At 51.1% G+C, this 15,940-nt stretch carries 16 protein-coding genes and 1 riboswitch; of the genes, 9 read left to right on the top strand and 7 right to left on the bottom strand.

The features are described 5' to 3' along the window. Positions 1 to 2 precede the first annotated feature (2 nt). Entirely contained in the window at positions 3 to 215 is a 213-nt protein-coding gene (locus tag ACQ4M4_RS22620) for a DUF4089 domain-containing protein (RefSeq protein WP_430686736.1), read from the bottom strand. Positions 216 to 444: 229 nt separating this feature from the next. Between ACQ4M4_RS22620 and ACQ4M4_RS22615 the strand changes: the two genes are divergently transcribed. Then, the gene (locus ACQ4M4_RS22615) at positions 445 to 1,191 is read left to right on the top strand and encodes a hypothetical protein (protein ID WP_430686735.1); all 747 of its coding nucleotides are present in this window, start codon (positions 445 to 447) and stop codon (positions 1,189 to 1,191) included. A 45-nt stretch (positions 1,192 to 1,236) separates the two neighbouring features. Here the strand turns inward: ACQ4M4_RS22615 and ACQ4M4_RS22610 are convergent, their stop codons facing one another. The 3 genes from ACQ4M4_RS22610 to ACQ4M4_RS22600 form a co-directional block, all read right to left on the bottom strand. After that, the gene (locus ACQ4M4_RS22610; RefSeq protein ID WP_430686734.1) at positions 1,237 to 1,683 is read right to left on the bottom strand and encodes a hypothetical protein; all 447 of its coding nucleotides are present in this window, start codon (positions 1,681 to 1,683) and stop codon (positions 1,237 to 1,239) included. Between the two features lie 111 nt (positions 1,684 to 1,794). Further along, complete coding sequence (locus ACQ4M4_RS22605; protein WP_430686733.1) at positions 1,795 to 2,943, bottom strand: anhydro-N-acetylmuramic acid kinase; 1,149 nt, start codon at positions 2,941 to 2,943, stop codon at positions 1,795 to 1,797. A gap of 258 nt (positions 2,944 to 3,201) precedes the next feature. Beyond that, positions 3,202 to 3,909: a potassium channel family protein gene (locus ACQ4M4_RS22600; protein ID WP_430686732.1), complete on the bottom strand. Its 708-nt coding sequence runs from the start codon at positions 3,907 to 3,909 to the stop codon at positions 3,202 to 3,204. A gap of 150 nt (positions 3,910 to 4,059) precedes the next feature. Between ACQ4M4_RS22600 and ACQ4M4_RS22595 the strand changes: the two genes are divergently transcribed. From ACQ4M4_RS22595 to ACQ4M4_RS22580, 4 genes are all read left to right on the top strand, one after another. Continuing rightward, positions 4,060 to 5,346 carry an ABC transporter substrate-binding protein gene (locus tag ACQ4M4_RS22595; RefSeq protein ID WP_430686731.1) on the top strand — a complete coding sequence of 429 codons (1,287 nt, stop codon included), beginning with the start codon at positions 4,060 to 4,062 and terminating at the stop codon, positions 5,344 to 5,346. Positions 5,347 to 5,651: 305 nt separating this feature from the next. Then, positions 5,652 to 6,467 (top strand): DUF928 domain-containing protein, encoded by an 816-nt coding sequence (locus ACQ4M4_RS22590; protein WP_430686730.1) that lies wholly within the window; start codon positions 5,652 to 5,654, stop codon positions 6,465 to 6,467. Between the two features lie 333 nt (positions 6,468 to 6,800). After that, positions 6,801 to 7,556 (top strand): DUF928 domain-containing protein, encoded by a 756-nt coding sequence (locus tag ACQ4M4_RS22585; RefSeq protein ID WP_430686729.1) that lies wholly within the window; start codon positions 6,801 to 6,803, stop codon positions 7,554 to 7,556. A gap of 195 nt (positions 7,557 to 7,751) precedes the next feature. Continuing rightward, positions 7,752 to 9,635 (top strand): glycosyltransferase family 39 protein, encoded by a 1,884-nt coding sequence (locus ACQ4M4_RS22580; protein WP_430686728.1) that lies wholly within the window; start codon positions 7,752 to 7,754, stop codon positions 9,633 to 9,635. A gap of 485 nt (positions 9,636 to 10,120) precedes the next feature. On the opposite strand, the gene ACQ4M4_RS22575 is transcribed toward ACQ4M4_RS22580, so the two are convergent. Further along, positions 10,121 to 10,510 carry a DUF4278 domain-containing protein gene (locus tag ACQ4M4_RS22575; protein WP_430686727.1) on the bottom strand — a complete coding sequence of 130 codons (390 nt, stop codon included), beginning with the start codon at positions 10,508 to 10,510 and terminating at the stop codon, positions 10,121 to 10,123. Positions 10,511 to 10,546: 36 nt separating this feature from the next. Next, a riboswitch (Glutamine riboswitch) is annotated at positions 10,547 to 10,649 on the bottom strand. A gap of 175 nt (positions 10,650 to 10,824) precedes the next feature. Further along, positions 10,825 to 11,400 (bottom strand): 2'-5' RNA ligase family protein, encoded by a 576-nt coding sequence (locus ACQ4M4_RS22570; protein WP_430686726.1) that lies wholly within the window; start codon positions 11,398 to 11,400, stop codon positions 10,825 to 10,827. A gap of 101 nt (positions 11,401 to 11,501) precedes the next feature. Here ACQ4M4_RS22570 and ACQ4M4_RS22565 point away from each other — a divergent pair, with 101 nt between their 5' ends. The 3 genes from ACQ4M4_RS22565 (at position 11,502) to ACQ4M4_RS22555 (ending at position 14,632) form a co-directional block, all read left to right on the top strand. Next, positions 11,502 to 11,768, top strand: coding sequence for a YciI family protein (locus ACQ4M4_RS22565; protein WP_430686725.1), 267 nt, complete (start codon positions 11,502 to 11,504; stop codon positions 11,766 to 11,768). Positions 11,769 to 11,937: 169 nt separating this feature from the next. Next, on the top strand, positions 11,938 to 12,402 hold the full coding sequence (gene smpB / locus ACQ4M4_RS22560) for an SsrA-binding protein SmpB (RefSeq protein WP_430686724.1): 465 nt from the start codon (positions 11,938 to 11,940) through the stop codon (positions 12,400 to 12,402). 820 nt (positions 12,403 to 13,222) lie between these two features. Then, positions 13,223 to 14,632 (top strand): PAS domain-containing sensor histidine kinase, encoded by a 1,410-nt coding sequence (locus ACQ4M4_RS22555; RefSeq protein ID WP_430686723.1) that lies wholly within the window; start codon positions 13,223 to 13,225, stop codon positions 14,630 to 14,632. Positions 14,633 to 14,658: 26 nt separating this feature from the next. Here the strand turns inward: ACQ4M4_RS22555 and cutA are convergent, their stop codons facing one another. Beyond that, a complete protein-coding gene (cutA, locus tag ACQ4M4_RS22550) occupies positions 14,659 to 15,015 on the bottom strand; it encodes a divalent-cation tolerance protein CutA (protein WP_430686722.1) in 357 nt (118 codons plus the stop codon). A 327-nt stretch (positions 15,016 to 15,342) separates the two neighbouring features. Here cutA and ACQ4M4_RS22545 point away from each other — a divergent pair, with 327 nt between their 5' ends. After that, on the top strand, positions 15,343 to 15,750 hold the full coding sequence (locus ACQ4M4_RS22545) for an Hpt domain-containing protein (protein ID WP_430686721.1): 408 nt from the start codon (positions 15,343 to 15,345) through the stop codon (positions 15,748 to 15,750). Positions 15,751 to 15,940 lie beyond the last annotated feature (190 nt).

Raw genomic sequence — 15,940 nt, 5'->3', positions numbered from 1 at the left:
ATTTATGGCTGAAACGTGGGTGCAGCCTCGACTTCGGGAGGCAATGGAAATTCAAGAACCAGTTGGGCGATCGCAGCAGTCCGCGCAAAGTTGGCAATCACTTCGGCGCGATATTCGGAGGGGATCGGTAACCCAATGACGGCTGCGGTTTGGTCTACATATTGCTCCATCGATGGTTCCATCGAAAGAAAGTTAGGCTCAGAAGAAGTCGTCATACACGATATATGATCCAAAATTTCCCCAAGTCTATAGTGAGTGCCAGTGGGAAGCAACCAATTGATGGTGGATTGTCTAACGAAGAGGGGCTAGCACAAGTGCACCATGTCGAACTCAGCAAGCATGATAGATTCAGAGACATTCAAATCTCTCGGTCATCAAGTTCGCGTTGGGTACACAATTAGTCCGTCAACGCGGTCATTCAGATCATCTACTTCTGCAGCTTAAATGGAAACTTTTATTGTCATTGGCGGCTTAATTCTGTTAGCAATTACTAGCTTTTATGCGTGGTTTTCGTATCGGATTTTGAAAGAAATCCGACAAGAAAATAGCCTGTATCGAAATCTAATTGAACGTCAATTGCGAGCTGCTTCACAGCCTCATTTATATTGCGATATGCAGTCCATTTCTGGACAGGGGAGCAAGCTCGAAATCTATAATATTGGCTCCGTTCCAACCTATGATTTGCATGTCAATATGATTGGAGCGTACACCGAAGAAACTATTGATATTCCTACATTCTTGAGAACCTTTGTGCAGCCTCGGTTTCGTAAGTATCCCCTACAGGCTGATAAGGTCGGCTATTTTGGTGTTCGCAGTAGTGCCCATCACGCGTTGCTTTCTCCCCAAAAGCGGCTAGATATTGCCCTTATGCTGCCGACCAATCCAGTGGATATCTATGCATTGGTGCAGTATCGCGATGTATCTAGCAATAACTATTTTCAGGTGTATTGTTTTTCGGATATTGATGAAAAGGGAATTTACCGCGCCAATTTATCTGAACCGAATAAGCCTGAAATATTGGAGCGGCTGCATTTTTATGATATGGATGATGCCAAAATTACGAATCCTGAAAAGCCGTTGCCCTTTGCCTTACGAGATTTTGTGGAATTGTGGAATCATTCCCTGTCATATCAGTTAATGTCGCTCTACTCTAATGAGGTGAACTTGGTGCAAGAGCCCCAGGATGCTTGATGCCAATGCTTTGGATCAGTATATGAAAGCCTTGAGCGGAGTTGGTTAATCGGCTTGGCGCATGACGATCGCCTCCATCATGCTGTTAATTTGATGACCTGAGAGGATGCTGCTGGTCATGCAATATTTGCTGTCGGCAAGCTGGTGCATGGTTTCAAAGCCAGTGCGGCGTTGGCGATCGCCCAGTGCCCAGTATCGCTGCACAACAGAGTCGGGGGCGATCCACCCCTCGCCCTCAACGCGACCGAGCAAGCTGTGTTGTAACACAAAGGTATATTGGCGATCGCCCGAATTGAGCCGCCCTCGATATTGCAGCGAAATTTCTTCGCGATCGCTACCGGGAAATATCAATTTTGTCACCATCGTGAACCAGTTATCACGACTCCAGGCAATCAAGATTTTTCCCTTTACCGCTATGGGCAACGTGTCTCGCTCAAGCCAGTTTCCTTGTAGCGTCCATCGGCCTGCTTCCATTAAAAACGTGTGAGACACAACCCCATTTCCACCTTACTCATCGCCTATTTTTGGGTCATTTTGTTGGGTGATTCTTGGCGCGCTCTTGTGGGTGAGAGCGTGCATTTTGCATCGTATTTGCGACTACTTTCAGGATACTGCCGGATAGAGATCTCCCAGCATGACATTCTGTACGGCTCCGGTAATGTTGGGCATGTTGGTTGGATGCCCACCTAGCCGCCAAAAGGCTAACAGCGCAAAGGCGATCGCTTCTTTGAAGTCGCTGCTGAGGCCCACATCATCGGTCGTGATGATGGGGATAGCTTCAAGATTAGCCTGGATACGCGCTTTCAGATAGGAATTTCGACAGCCACCCCCGCATAGCAATACCTCATCGGGCATTCGGGGCAAAAAGGTGCGGTAGCTGTGGGCGATCGCGGCTGCGGTGAGTTCTGTTAGGGTGGCCAAAATGTCGGCAGCGCTCAGGTGATGCGGGTTGGCATCGGCCAAACATTGCTGGAGAAAAGCCGAACCAAACAGTTCTCGTCCGGTACTTTTGGGGGGGGATTGTCCAAAGTAAGGATGCTGAAGCCACTGCTGCACCAATGGGACGCAGATCTTGCCCTGGCTGGCCCAGGCACCATCGGCATCGTAGCTGAGATCCCCTTTCGATAGGGAATGGGCTGCTAAATCCAACAGCACATTCCCTGGCCCCGTATCCCAGCCCAAGATGGTATCGTGCGTGTGGCAGGCGGCTGGCAAAAAGGTGACGTTGCCAATGCCGCCCAAATTTTGCACGGCGCGATCGCGCGTCTCATCTGTCAGCAAACGGGCATCCACATAGGGAACCAGGGGGGCACCCTCTCCCCCAACGGCAATATCTCCAGTGCGAAAGTTGCTGACGGTGTGGATGTGGGTGAGGTGGGCAATCAACGCACCCCGGCCAAGTTGCAGGCTATAGGCTAGGGGACAAGCGCCTGCTCGGCGATCGCGCGGTCGGTGAAATACCGTTTGCCCATGGGAACCAATCAGCTCGGCAGAGGGTTCCCCCTGTTGAATCTGCATGGCGGTTTGGGCAAATTGGTGGGCGATCGCATCATCTAGCTCGGCCAACTCAGCCATCGACAAAGCAGCTCCGCTACAGACCGCCAAAATGCGCGATCGTAGCTCGGCCGGGTATGGATAGGTGGCTCCTTGCACCAAAGTAACTGTGGGTTTCGCTGCATCACCTGTAATGTCCACCAGGGCGGCATCAATGCCATCAACCGAGGTGCCGCTCATGAGACCAACAACACGCATATCTGTTACCCAAACCTAAAACCCTACCCAAATCTAAACCCTACCCAAACCGCCGCCTTATTGACCCATCTGTTGTCGTACTCGACCTGAGGATGGTGCATTGTTGCAGAACTTAAACGGGCAGAAAATTGATGCCCCGTTTCAGCCCACCAACGCTTGTTGTCCGTCCGAATTGGATGTGAAGCACACCTCAATCCCGAAAAGACAAGCATGAAGGTGAGTAGGAGATGCTCAATCGACAACAGGCTTGACAGATCCCTAGACGGGCAATAGGTTAATCCCCTTGTTTTCGCCCACGACTACCATGACCGAATCCTTGTGCAGGCGGGTGGCAGGACTGGGATTCACTTCAAATCTGCCATCCTGACAGACGGCCAGCACCGTCAGCCCATAGCGCGATCGCAGCTCCAAATCCAAAATTGTGCGCCCATCAAATTCTTTGGGCACCACGACTTCTACCATACTGTGGTCGGGGTCAAGGTCAAACCGTTCCAAAATTCCAGGTCGAGTCAGCGATCGCGCCAGTTCGCAGCCCATTTCGTGCTCAGGAAACACAACATGGTCGGCACCAACCCGCTTCAGCAGCTTGCCATGAATTTCGGACGAGGCCTTGGCAACCACATGATGGACACCACCCTCTTTGAGGTTGAGTGTGGTGATGATGCTTTCTTGAATGTAATTGCCAATGCCAACAATCACGGTGTCAAATTCGAAAATTCCCGCTTCTCGCAGCGCTACGGGTTCTGTTGAGTCCAGTTCCAAGGCGTGAGAAACAAATTCGTCTTGAAGGATTTGGGTCACGAGTTTTTCGTCGGAGTCAACTCCTAGGACCTCGTAGCCAGACTGATGCAGCGTTTTACAAACGGCTCGCCCAAATCTTCCCAACCCAATTACGGCAAACTGTCGATTGGCTCCCCGACTGTTTGTTCGCAAGCTTTTGAAAAAGCTTAGTGAGTTTAAATTCACAATGAATCCACTGTGTAAATAATGGTTAACATCTCTAGGCTATCAAGAAACTTCATGTCCTTGATCGACCTGGCGATCGCATCTTTAAAATTGGTAGGTCAACAATACTGTTTCAGGATCCAAAGTTCGGTAGAAAGTTAGGGAAACCGCATGATGTGCATGGTGAAACGATGGTGCCTCGTGGTGTTGGCGATGTGCCTGGTTGTGCTAACGGGCTGTGGGGTGAGCAATTCGGGCGATCGCAGTGTCACCCACCTCACGCTGTGGCAAGGCGTCAACCCTCCTCCTAACCGAGATGTACTGCAAACGCTAGTTGATCGGTTTAACGAAACCCATCCCCACATTCAGGTGGAGTCGCTGTATGTGGGCCAGTCGGATCAGCAAATGCCCAAGATTTTGTCGGCGATCGTGGGCAACTCCGCACCCGATATGCTGTGGTATGCACCCATGATTACCGGGCAACTGGTAGAGCTAGAAGCACTGCGACCGTTAGATGATTGGCTCAATGCTAGTCCGATCAAGGAGGAACTCGATCCAGCCCTGTTGGAATCGATGCAGTGGGAGGGCAAAACCTGGTCGATTCCCTTCGGCACGAATAATGTTGGGATTTTCTATCGACCCAGTCTCTTTGAGGCAGCGGGCATTTCCCAGGCTCCCCAAACTTGGGATGAATTGCGCCAAGTTGCCAAGGCGCTGACTATCCCCGCCAAGAATCAACATGGAATGCTGTTGCCCCTGGGCAAAGGAGAATGGACGGTGTTTACCTGGCTGCCGTTTATGTGGAGTGGTGGCGGGGAACTGGTGCAGCCCGGTGACGAGACCGACGCGGCTCCCCAAGTTCAGATTGCCAACCAGGGGGCGATCGCAGCCTTGCACCTGTGGCGAAACATGATTGCAGATGGGTCGGTGGTGCTGTCGCAGCCTGAGCGTGGCTACGAGCTGGATGGGTTCTTAGCTGGGCGTGTGGCGATGCAGCTAACGGGGCCGTGGACGCTGGGCCAGTTGGCCGGAACCCAAGTGGACTTTGGCGTGATGCCCATTCCCGCCGGAATGCAGCAGGCTACGGTGGTTGGTGGCGAAAACCTGTTTGTGTTCAAATCTACCCCTCAGCGGGAGCAGGCTGCGCTTGTCTTTGCTGAATATGTGCTGAGTGAGGGGTTTCAAACGGAGTGGGCGATTGGTACGGGCTATCTACCCGTGAATTTGCGATCGCGCCAAGATGAAATATATCGAGCCTTTGCCGACCAGCAGCCAGCGGTCGATGTGTTTCTAGACCAGGCACAATACGGGCGATCGCGTCCCATTTTTCCCGGATACAATCGCATTTCTGATAACTTGGGTCGGGCGATCGAAGCGGTGCTGTTGGGTAAGTCCAGCCCAGAAGCGGCGCTAGCTGCCTCGCAGCAGCGGCTCGATCTGGCCCTTGGTGCTTCTTAACGCTCCACGGTGACCTGTTGAGAACCTACAACTGGGCGATCGCGCTGCATGAGCTTTTGTTGCAGGAGCGCTGTGCAGGGCCATGTACAGGCTAGCCTGGAAACCGGAGCCACATCACGGAAACCTTTCGCTGGGGAATGAATCTATATCTAGATGAATCGTCTATACCCAGCGTTGTTGGGTGGTCTGTTTAGGGTGGCGGGAGCCATACGTCCCTGTCCAACTTCGGCATTTTTCAACCCGACAACGTCCAATTCAGCCAGCGTTTATCTCCTCTCCTCTATCCGATTCAGGTGATCTCCAGCATGAAGACTCAGCGTCACTTTTTGTCTACGTTCTGCCGTCGTTCGCCTCAGCGTGCCAGAGTTCAGTGGGCCAGCTTGTTGATGGCGATCGCCTCAGCCGTCGTGGCCAATACGGTTCCTTTAGGAGCCCTCGCTCAAACCTACATTCCACCCGATCGAGGTCTGCCTGGTCGGCGCGAGGGCGGTGGCACTCGTGGCTGTTGGAGCAGCGCCTCCGTCCAGGCTAGCCAGCAAAAACTGACGGCGATCGTTCCCGAACAGAACTTCGGCTACACGCTGCAGGAATATCCCAGCTTTTTGGTGTACATTCCCGCTTTCTTTGCAGAAGGGGCCGTAGCCGCCGAGTTTTTGCTGACCGATGAAGAGGACAATGAGCTCTACAAACTCACCTATCGCACCAGCAACATTTCTGGATTGGTTCGCATTGATTTGCCAACCAATGCCAACTTACCAGCGCTGGAAGCGGGCAAAGATTATCGCTGGTATTTCACGCTCATGTGCGATGAAGATGATTTGTCGGGAGCCCTGGTTGTGGATAGCTGGATTCAGCGCATTGAGCCAACCGAAGCGATCGCCACGGCCATTGAGCAAGCCTCACCCCAAGACCTTCCTGAAATCTATGCCGAAGCAGGAATTTGGTATGATGCCGCCAGCCAAGTGGCCAATCTCTCAAACATGTCCAATTCTGGTGCTGTTGCGGTGGCATGGCGAAATTTGCTGAACTCAGTTGGCTTGGAGAGCATTACTGACGATATCGTTGGAGATTCCGTCACGTCGGCAAAACCCAGCCAAGTAGAAGTGGGGATGCCTGAGTGAGCGGTTTTGCTAGAGCGAACCATTTTTCCCAACGTGGTGCCAAGTTGTGCCCCTGAGACAAGCTCTGGACTTACGCATTGGTGTTGTGGGTAGGGTGCTTCGCACCCTACCACAACACCAACACCACAGATTTAGTGGGCTTGCGTAAGTCCTAAAGCTTTTCGGTTGAGAAACGTGTCTCTGGGTAGGTTGACTTTGTGCAATGATTCCTGCGGCTGGGCAAAATAATCGTAAAAATAGACAAGAGGGCGATCGCAGCATTTAGCCATAGCACTTAGCCATGGTGCTTTGGATCATCTGCCAGTTCACCTTGCTGTATTTACGAGATTTCGCATGCGTTGTTTCCGCTTTTGGCAGATCGCATTCCTGACGATGGTTTCCCTGGCTAGCATCCTGGGCGATGCATGGCAGCCAGTCGCTCATGCGCAATACATTCCCCCCGATCGGGGTTTGCCGGGGCGGCGCGAAGGCGGCGGCACCCGTGGTGACTGTGCAGTCCGATCAGAAGATCTGTCATCGCTGCCGTTAATTGCGCTTGTGCCCGAAACCAACTTTGGCGTGACGGTGAGCCTTGAGCCGACGCTCTATTGGTATGTGCCTCGGGTTGCAGCCGCTGGCATCGAACTGGCGGTCTTTGACCAAAACGATGAGCCTGTCTATCAAACGGTGGTGCCCGTCCCAGACCAGGGCGGTGTGGTGAGTATTCCCATTCCCACCGTTGACCAAGGCAGTGCCAAGGTCTCGCGGTTGATCGCCAACGAAGACTATCATTGGTATCTCTCGCTCATCTGTAATGAGGTGGATCGCTCGGGCGATATCTTTGTTGAAGGCTGGCTACGGCGAATAGAGTCAAGTGCCGAGCTTGAGCAGCAGCTAAGCACCTCCACTCCAGAGATGAAATTCTCGGTTTATCAAGAGTTTGGCATTTGGCAAGATGCGCTAGATCAGGTTGCTCAGCAGCTTTGCCAACAGCCCCAAAACCCTATCGTGCGCGATCGCTGGACAACGCTACTTGCCAGTGTGCAAATCACGGGTTTGGAATCTGCCACGCTCGTGTCATCTTGCAATTCCAATACTCTGGCGCAATAAATCCACACGCGATAAAGTAATCTCCAGCAAAACCCCTCAAATTGACTGTCCAAAGTTTGGGGCGCAAACGCTAGGCCTGGGCCGGTAGCGTAGCTAGTTGTGGCATGACTCCTGAAACGTTGACGCACCAAGATCTGTGCAAAATGGTGCAGTGAGTCAATCCAAGAAGGTTTCAGTTGCCTTCTGATGCTTTGCATGATGGGTCTGTGGCTGCTCAACCTTGATGCTCCCATGGGGGCCATTCTCGGTGAGAATGCGAAAGGAGAACATCAGTCCTGTTTGCTGAAGATTTGTGTATTTGGAAATGTAGTGAAACAACGCTGGGTACCCCCTTGGACAACGATTGGACTACTGCTGTTGTGGATTGCGATTGGAGCGGTGCTGCGGTTTACAAACTTGGCCGCAAAACCCCCGTGGATTGACGAGTTTGCGACTTTAGTCTTTAGCTTGGGCCATAGTTTTACTGAGGTGCCGCTCGACCAGCCGATCGCCCTGTCGGAGCTGCTAGCCCCTGTGCAAATGGATACGCTGGCTCCGTCGGTGCGCGCCCACCAAGTATTGGATTATTTGTTGACTGAGAGCACCCATCCGCCGCTGTACTTTGTGTTGGCTGGATGGTGGATGGATTTATGGCAGGGCGATCGCGTTATGGCTTCGATTGGGGTGGCGCGATCGCTGCCAGCTCTGTTGGGAACGGCGGCCATTCCGGCCATGTTTGGCATGGGTTGGTTGGGATTTCGCTCCTTGCCCATTGCTCATTTCAGCGCAGCCATGCTGGCTGTATCGCCCTATGCGGTGTTTTTAACCCAAGAAGCTCGTCACTATGCGTTGGCCATGTTGTGGGTGATGGCATCGGTGGCGTGCTTGGTGGCGGCAATGCGATCGCTCCAGAACCAGCTGCCCATGCCCTACTGGCTCATGCTGCTGTGGATTGTCATTAATGCATTGGGCGTTGCAACTCACTACTTTTTTACCCTCACTTTGGGGGCGATCGGTCTATCCCTAATTTGGTTTCTTTGGCAAGATGCCCGACAGAGTTGGCGACATTTGCTCAAGCTGCACTGGCTGAGGATGTACGGGGTAGCGCTGGGTAGCTTGGTTGGAGGATTGGTATGGCTACCGCTCCTACGCAGCATTCACAGTAATCAGTTAACCCAATGGATTCAAAATGACGATGGGTGGACTCTTCGAGCCATTGTCAGCCCGATCTTTCAGGCACTGGCCGCGTGGATAACCATGCAAATGTTGCTGCCTGTCGAAGCCGAGCAGTTGCCCATCATCATCATTGCGGGTGCTGTCATGATTGGCATTGCCGTGCTGACGTGGCCACGGTTATGGCAAGGGCTGCGGCAATGGTTGGCTCCCTCGCCTCAACAAGGGGTAGCCCAGAGTTTGGTGGGTACTGCGCTTGGAGCGATCGCCATCATGTTTGCTGTGACCTATGGGTTTGGAGCCGACTTAACCCGTGGGGCTCGGTACCATTTCCTTTACTTCCCGGTTGTGATGCTTGTGATTGGGGCAAGTTTGGCGATGCTGTGGCAGCGGCGGCGTCTGACCAGATGGTTAAGCGATCGCCAAGTCGTGGTGCTGGTACTGGTGGTTGGGGTGCTCAGCGGCATCACTGTGATCAACAATTTGGGCTATCGCAAATACTATCGACCCGATATTCTCGTGCCGATCGTTCAACAAAATTCAGAATCGGTGCCGTTAATTGCCACCACGCAGCAAACCCTCGTTCAAACTGGAGAAATGATGGGGCTGGCCTATGAATTTTGGCAACGGGGTGACGAGTCGCCCCAGTTTTTGTTGGCTCGTCAAGCGCAAATGCCCTGTACCAATGAGTGCGTTGCTGGCGCAACCTTAGTGAGTACAATTCAGGCGGTGGGTGAGGCTACATCCGCATCACTTGATCTGTGGCTAGTGAACTTCAAAGCCAACGTTGAGCTGGAGGCGATAGGTTGTGAACCCGATACGGCGATCGCGCCAGATCAGGTGAGCGGTTATCGATATCAGCATTACCGCTGTGTTCCCACTCGGGCTGCCCGTTTAGATCGGCAACCCGAAGCAGATAGGGCATAAACCCGCAACTTGAGTGGATAGGCCAGTCCGATATTTCCGCAGAGTTCCGCAGAGTTCTGCCGTTGAATGGGTCATTGTGGGTCAAGCCTACGACAACTCCTACAAAGCGGTGAGGATTCTGTACAGAGTTCGTGTTCTGCTCAGGGAATACGCAGACACCGTATGCCAACATCAGTTTCAGGCGAGGTCGTTTTTGAGGGGCATCCAGCGCGTACCCCCCAGAAAACGACCCTTTCTGCGGTCGCGTTGGGCATGCAAAGGATGATTGGGTTTATCCTGAATTGACGTTATTTCAACAGCAGGAAGTGCATAAAAATGGCACTCCTGAACAGGAGTGCCATCAACCAGCTAACTACTTGTCTTTCACTTCCCCAATCTAAATTGCTGGGGGGCCATAACCCCGCAGATTCACACCCATGGGTTTAGCCTAAGGGGGCAACCGGATGAAGGATTGCCCCCAAACTTTAGATGACCTAGCAGGTTACCTAGCTGATCGAGGCGTGGCTGCGATCGTAGGTGTTCCAAAAACCAGGATGAACCTTGCCCTGCACATGGTTCCAATACTGGGCGCTCTTGCTGCCATCTAGGCCAACGCTAGTGGCCAGACGAGTTAGCATGACCTGTTGACGACGCTTGACTTGGCGATGGTGATTCATCATCAGCGCACGAGCGCGGTCACTGGTGGTTAGCACCACTGGATCAGAGGCTGCAACAACGGCCACAGGAGCAACTTCGACGGCCTCGGGTGCAACGTCTACATTGGTTGCATACATGTTGCCGCGATATTTGAGATTGGTGGTTGTGGGATGGCTATTTTGCACGCCCACGGTGGGAGAGGTGTAATTGTAAGTGACACCGCGATAGTTTAAGTTCATGGTTCCGCCTCTTTTGTCTAATGTGTCGAGTTTTGAGGCGCGTTCCTTCGGGAGTTTTCCCTACTTCCGTCCCACTTTGTCAACAGCGGCTACCTGAATAGTTCTGGTCTGCGCAGTTGAGCTTTGGGGGATGAACGAAAACGATTGCTCGTTTTTGTATCTATTGTTACCGTTTTAACTCAAAAGTGTCAACACTTTCGACAAAAAACTCAAAAATTCTGAATGGCCTTTCCCTTCGTGGTTTCTTGTCTGCCGAGTGCCGAACTCAGCTCTATTCCATGCTCACATCTAGAGCGGCGGTGCCTGTGGCCGAGTCAGGAAGGGGCGATGGGCGATCGCAACGGATAGTGGGCATAGATCTCCCAGCGATGGCCATGGTGCACCAGCAGGGTCAGGCGATCGCTCACAAAGTCAAATGCCACGTCGCGAGTTTGTAGATCGGCCCAAGCTTGCCGAAAAATCGCGGAAGACATATTGCGGGAGGCAACGGTCATGTGTGGGGCAAAGGGGCGTCGCTGCGTCGTGGGATCGACAATGCCTAAGGTGCGTTGCAGGTGAAGCATCAGATCCCCCTGCAACGTTAATAATTCGGGCGTTTTCAGCACATTGAGGTAAAGTACTCGGGGAGCAAAAGCGCCAAAGCCTCGTAGCAAAACCGGAACAGCTGCGTACTCCTGGGCAACCTGAGCGATCGCCGCCTCCAGTGGCGCAACCCGTTCCATAGCCCACAAAAACGGAGGTTGCAGCGTAACGTGGGGTGGAGCTTTTGCCGTACGCGTATTGTAGCGATCGCCTAACTCGCAAATTACGGCTTCTGCATAGTCCCAAATGGGTTTGGGAGGCAGCAGTGCAATGAAGAATCGTGGCGTTTTGGCAGGAGGAGTAGGCATCAGCTCGTTTCACACGTCACAATTGGCTAAGCAAGGCCCAGCAGTACTACATCGCTTGCTAGAGCCCGCTAGATTCTAAATTGCTTTTACATTGTTGAGATATGCCTTGGTTCGTCAAAATAGAAAAGGGCTTGGTGGATAAACCAACATTTGATCAATTTGTGCCTGCCCATTTGGCCTTTGTACGGGAGCTGCAAGCCAAAGGCCATCAAGCCAAAACGGGGTACTGGGCAGAGCGTGGCGGCGGCATGATGATGTTTCACGCAGAATCTCTTGAAGAAGCGCAGCTAATTGTGAAGCAAGATCCGCTCATTCAAAATGGCTGCGTTAGCTACGAGCTGCACGAGTGGCGAGTCGTTGTGGAATAGGGCTAGCCCCGATTGGAATGGCCACCACATCTATGATCACGACGTGAAGGGCTGACTCAAGATTGCTCCAAGCGATCGCTGCTCTTTTGGCGTAGGCTATAGATTCAAGATGAGGTGCGACTCATGACAAATTTGAGAAATTGTGGAGGGCGATCGCAGAGGAAACCCTATGGCAGATAGTGGCGAAGGCATTAAAATTATTGCCGACAATCGGCAGGCACGGTTCCTGTACGAAATTTTGGAAACCTTTGAGGCCGGAATTGAGCTACGCGGCACCGAGGTCAAATCCATTCGGCAGGGAAAGGTTAATTTACAAGATGGCTATGGCCTCATTCGCAACGAAGAGGCGTGGCTGCTAAATGTGCATGTATCGCCACACGATACGGCTAGCCAAATTTTTAACCACGATCCGCGCCGTACTCGGCGGCTCTTGTTGCACAAAGAGGAAATTCGCAAGCTCATTGGCAAAATTGAGCAAAAGGGCCTGACTCTCGTTCCTCTCAAGCTTTACATGAAGCGGGGACACGTCAAGGTTTCGCTGGCGCTTGCTCGAGGCAAAAAGCTGCACGACAAGCGCGAAGACCTGAAGCGCAAACAAGCGAAACGTGAGATTGAGCGGGCGATGAAACGCTAGGCTCCACGCTTGTCTAGGTCTGAATCTGAAAGGCCCGCAGTTCAAGCCGTTGGGTTGTTGCAAGCCGACAAATCTACACACCTGGATTTGGTTTTTGTTAATTCGTTTTCAAATTTCTGGAATCTGGTTGGGTTCCGATGTAGTGCTTAAGAGACAAACGACGAACGACACGAATCGTCAAACCTCCTTCTAGCGTCCTCTGGGCGCTATTTTTCATGCTTTGTGTGGCGGCTATCGCTTTGTGGCTGCTTTGTACGCGCCTCTTTTGGGAGTAATGGCTCTCCTCAAAAAACATATCTTTACAACTTGGCGATCGCGGTACTCGCTGGATATGCGATTGTCCCCTTGGCCACATTCAGTCTTTTTGAGAGAAAAATCTGCTGCCTGACGACTGCCTGACGACTTTGTGATGATGGATTTTTATTCTATTGCTAGATCCGGATTGGTGACGATCACGCAATCAGCCAATGACTCATTGACTTGCCATAAACGCATTAGCAAATGAAAATTTGAATTCAAAATTCTGGTCGTGTTTCAAATGTGTGGTGATTGGTTGTGGAAGGGGTGCATCGCACCCCTTCCACAACCAATCACCACACGTCTAGAACATCACCAAAATTCTTTGTGTAAAGAAGAGTCCTAAGTTCAATTGACTAATTGGCTCTCCACTGAAAGATTTTTAATGACAAACCTTGAATTTGGATGCAACAGGTTTTGTGTATAACTATGTACATCTATCTCTAAACATAACAGGCTGAATTGGGGCGATCGCCCAGGGGAATATTAAAACAATCCAACGGAAAAGGTTTGGCTTCAATCCATGTCTAGCCGCGTATTCCCACCTGCTGAAAGCTGCGATTTCTTACGCCACGAAGTTCTTGCTTTACGCAAACAAGTTAAAAAACTGCAACATACTGATAACTCGCTAAAGCGATCGCTCAAAGATTTAGCAGACGTAAAATTTGCGCTAGATCAATCATCGATCGTGGCTATTACAGACAGTAAGGGGCGCATCACCTACGTAAATGATCGATTTTGTGAAATTTCCAAATATTCCCGTGCAGAACTGTTAGGACAATCTCACCGCATTATTAACTCCGGTTATCACCCTCCAGAATTTTTTCAAACAATGTGGAAAACCATTGCGCTGGGTCATGTTTGGCGAGGCGAAGTAAAGAATCGGGCGAAAGATGGGTCTTACTATTGGGTTGATACAACGATTGTTCCATTCCTTACCTCTACCGGAAAGCCGTATCAATATGTCGCCATTCGCAATGACATTACCACCTGTAAACAAACCAAAGAACAACTACAAGCGCTGAACGACGAGCTAGAAAGAAGAGTCGCCGAACGGACGATCGAATTAACTCAGGCGCTGCATACGCTACAGCAAGCTCAAATGCACCTTGTGCAAAATGAAAAAATGTCGAGCCTGGGTCAATTAGTGGCAGGAGTTGCCCATGAAATTAACAATCCAGTGAACTTTATTTATGGCAACCTTTCTCATGCTCATGACTACACACAAAACCTCCTCAAGTTGATTCAAATTTATCAAAGAAACTATTTGAACTTGCCCGATGGTGTGCAGGCCGAGATTGATGAAATCGATACCCAGTTTTTGATTCAGGATTTTCCAAAATTACTTCAATCCATGCGGGTTGGAGCAGAGCGAATTCAAAAAATTGTGGCTTCTTTGCGTGTTTTTTCCCGCATGGATGAAGCAGAAATGAAAGCTGTCGATTTACACGAAGGAATTGACAGTACGCTCATGATTTTGCAACATCGGCTCAAGGCCAAGAGCGATCGCCCCGACATTGCTGTGCTGAAAGAATATGGAACACTTCCGCTGATTGAAAGCTATGCTGGGCAGCTCAACCAAGTGTTTATGAACATTCTCACCAATGCGATCGATGCGTTGGAAGATGCGACCGTGGCTCAGCCAAACTTGAAGCCATACATTAAGATTCGCACGCAGCTTCAAGGGTCAAATCAGGTTTTGATCGAAATTTCCGACAATGGCTTCGGTATTCCCAAGGCACAACAGCAACGACTCTTCGATCCCTTCTTTACCACCAAACCCATTGGTAAAGGTACTGGTTTGGGACTATCGATTAGCTATCAAATTGTCACAGAACGTCACGGTGGTGTTTTGTCGTGCCATTCAGAATTTGGCCAAGGAACGACGTTTCGCATTCAAGTTCCTTGCAGCCAATCCGTGTTTCAGGGCTGACCCAAAATCAACCATCTCCGACGGGATCAGGAGTCTGCGTTGTGTTTGGGGCGTGTGTTGTCCTGAATCCACTGTAAATATGGCGAGGAGCCTTGGACAAAAGGAATGGCAACGATTTCTGGAACTTGGTAAGGATGAACACGCCGAATTTGGGCTTCAAGATCGGCAAAATCGTCGAGGTTGGTTTTGATGACAAGCTGCCACTCGACGTCGTTGTGGACTGATCCCTCCCAGACATAGATGGACTGAATCGGGGTGATGCTCACACAAGCGGCAAGTTTTTTCTCGACTAAGGTTTGGGCGATCGCCTGGGCCACCTCTTGATTGGGGGCTGTCACCAAAACAATGCCGCAAGACTGAGTGGTTGCCTGCTGGTCTGTCATACGCGGTGCTTTTGGTTCACTGTAAATCAGCTTAACCTTTCAATGCGGTTTGTTGAAGGCTGGCCATCGGCATGACTGAGGGTGCTTGTGCAGTGTGAAGAGCTCTTTAAACTTTTCATAAAGATTATTTAAATTTGATGATTTGTTTCAAGACTTGGGAACTCTGAATCCAACACCCAGAAGCAACAAATTCCAAGAAGATGGGTTGCGTCTGACCAGCCAAATCTTAAAATCTGCAGCAAGCGTTGCTGACGGGTTGGAGATAGCTCTTCTCAGGTTTGTTTTATTTCGATCCCAGAATTCACGGTGCTAGGAATAGAGAGCGCGATGATTGGCCGACAACCTATCAAAACAGTTCAGCAACGTAACTTGGGTTCGCCCGCTCCCTACTCGGCTGACTCGACGGCTCATTTAGCTTTGGACTGGCAGCATCTAAAGCTTTTGGCGGATGGGTGCAAAGATTTTGAACAAGAGCTGCTGCAACTATTTGTGGCGGATGCTGCCCAGTTAATTGCTCATTTGGAGTGCGCGATCGCCACGGCTGATGTCGCTGCTGCAAAACGGTTGATCCATCAAGTCAAGGGCGCTAGTGCAAATGTTGGTGCCCAAGCCATGATGGCGATCGCTACAGAACTAGATGACCGTCTACACAGCAGTAACATTGCTGGATTGGCCGAATTGCACCTTCAATTAAAAGAGGCACTTCAAGTCATTCAATCGTTTGTTCTAGCCTGAACGATTTCACCACTTGAACGATTTCACTACCCGCCGCTATCTCACCATTGCTGCTCGCCTGTGACCGACATTCCGCAGGTTGCTCTGGGAATTAAAGGGAGTGGGGATAAGCTGAGGGAGACGAGTTAGGATCGCCCCCTTGCAGATCGAGAACTTGGACCACTTGGGACTGATTGCGGGTGTTATTGAT

It is taken from the genome of Leptolyngbya sp. AN02str (assembly GCF_050565595.1).
Lineage (GTDB): Bacteria > Cyanobacteriota > Cyanobacteriia > Elainellales > Elainellaceae > Kaiparowitsia.
The sequence above is the reverse complement of the archived record's forward strand: the minus strand, read 5'-3'. Positions and strand labels throughout refer to the sequence as shown.

Bases quoted from the DNA above. Each gene is read 5' to 3' on its own strand.
- ACQ4M4_RS22620 (WP_430686736.1), bottom strand. From the start codon at position 215: ATGACGACTTCTTCTGAGCCTAACTTTCTTTCGATGGAACCATCGATG.
- ACQ4M4_RS22615 (WP_430686735.1), top strand. From the start codon at position 445: ATGGAAACTTTTATTGTCATTGGCGGCTTAATTCTGTTAGCAATTACT.
- ACQ4M4_RS22605 (WP_430686733.1), bottom strand. From the start codon at position 2,943: ATGCGTGTTGTTGGTCTCATGAGCGGCACCTCGGTTGATGGCATTGAT.
- ACQ4M4_RS22595 (WP_430686731.1), top strand. From the start codon at position 4,060: ATGATGTGCATGGTGAAACGATGGTGCCTCGTGGTGTTGGCGATGTGC.
- ACQ4M4_RS22590 (WP_430686730.1), top strand. From the start codon at position 5,652: ATGAAGACTCAGCGTCACTTTTTGTCTACGTTCTGCCGTCGTTCGCCT.
- ACQ4M4_RS22585 (WP_430686729.1), top strand. From the start codon at position 6,801: ATGCGTTGTTTCCGCTTTTGGCAGATCGCATTCCTGACGATGGTTTCC.
- ACQ4M4_RS22580 (WP_430686728.1), top strand. From the start codon at position 7,752: ATGATGGGTCTGTGGCTGCTCAACCTTGATGCTCCCATGGGGGCCATT.
- ACQ4M4_RS22575 (WP_430686727.1), bottom strand. From the start codon at position 10,510: ATGAACTTAAACTATCGCGGTGTCACTTACAATTACACCTCTCCCACC.
- ACQ4M4_RS22570 (WP_430686726.1), bottom strand. From the start codon at position 11,400: ATGCCTACTCCTCCTGCCAAAACGCCACGATTCTTCATTGCACTGCTG.
- ACQ4M4_RS22565 (WP_430686725.1), top strand. From the start codon at position 11,502: ATGCCTTGGTTCGTCAAAATAGAAAAGGGCTTGGTGGATAAACCAACA.
- smpB (WP_430686724.1), top strand. From the start codon at position 11,938: ATGGCAGATAGTGGCGAAGGCATTAAAATTATTGCCGACAATCGGCAG.
- ACQ4M4_RS22555 (WP_430686723.1), top strand. From the start codon at position 13,223: ATGTCTAGCCGCGTATTCCCACCTGCTGAAAGCTGCGATTTCTTACGC.
- cutA (WP_430686722.1), bottom strand. From the start codon at position 15,015: ATGACAGACCAGCAGGCAACCACTCAGTCTTGCGGCATTGTTTTGGTG.
- ACQ4M4_RS22545 (WP_430686721.1), top strand. From the start codon at position 15,343: ATGATTGGCCGACAACCTATCAAAACAGTTCAGCAACGTAACTTGGGT.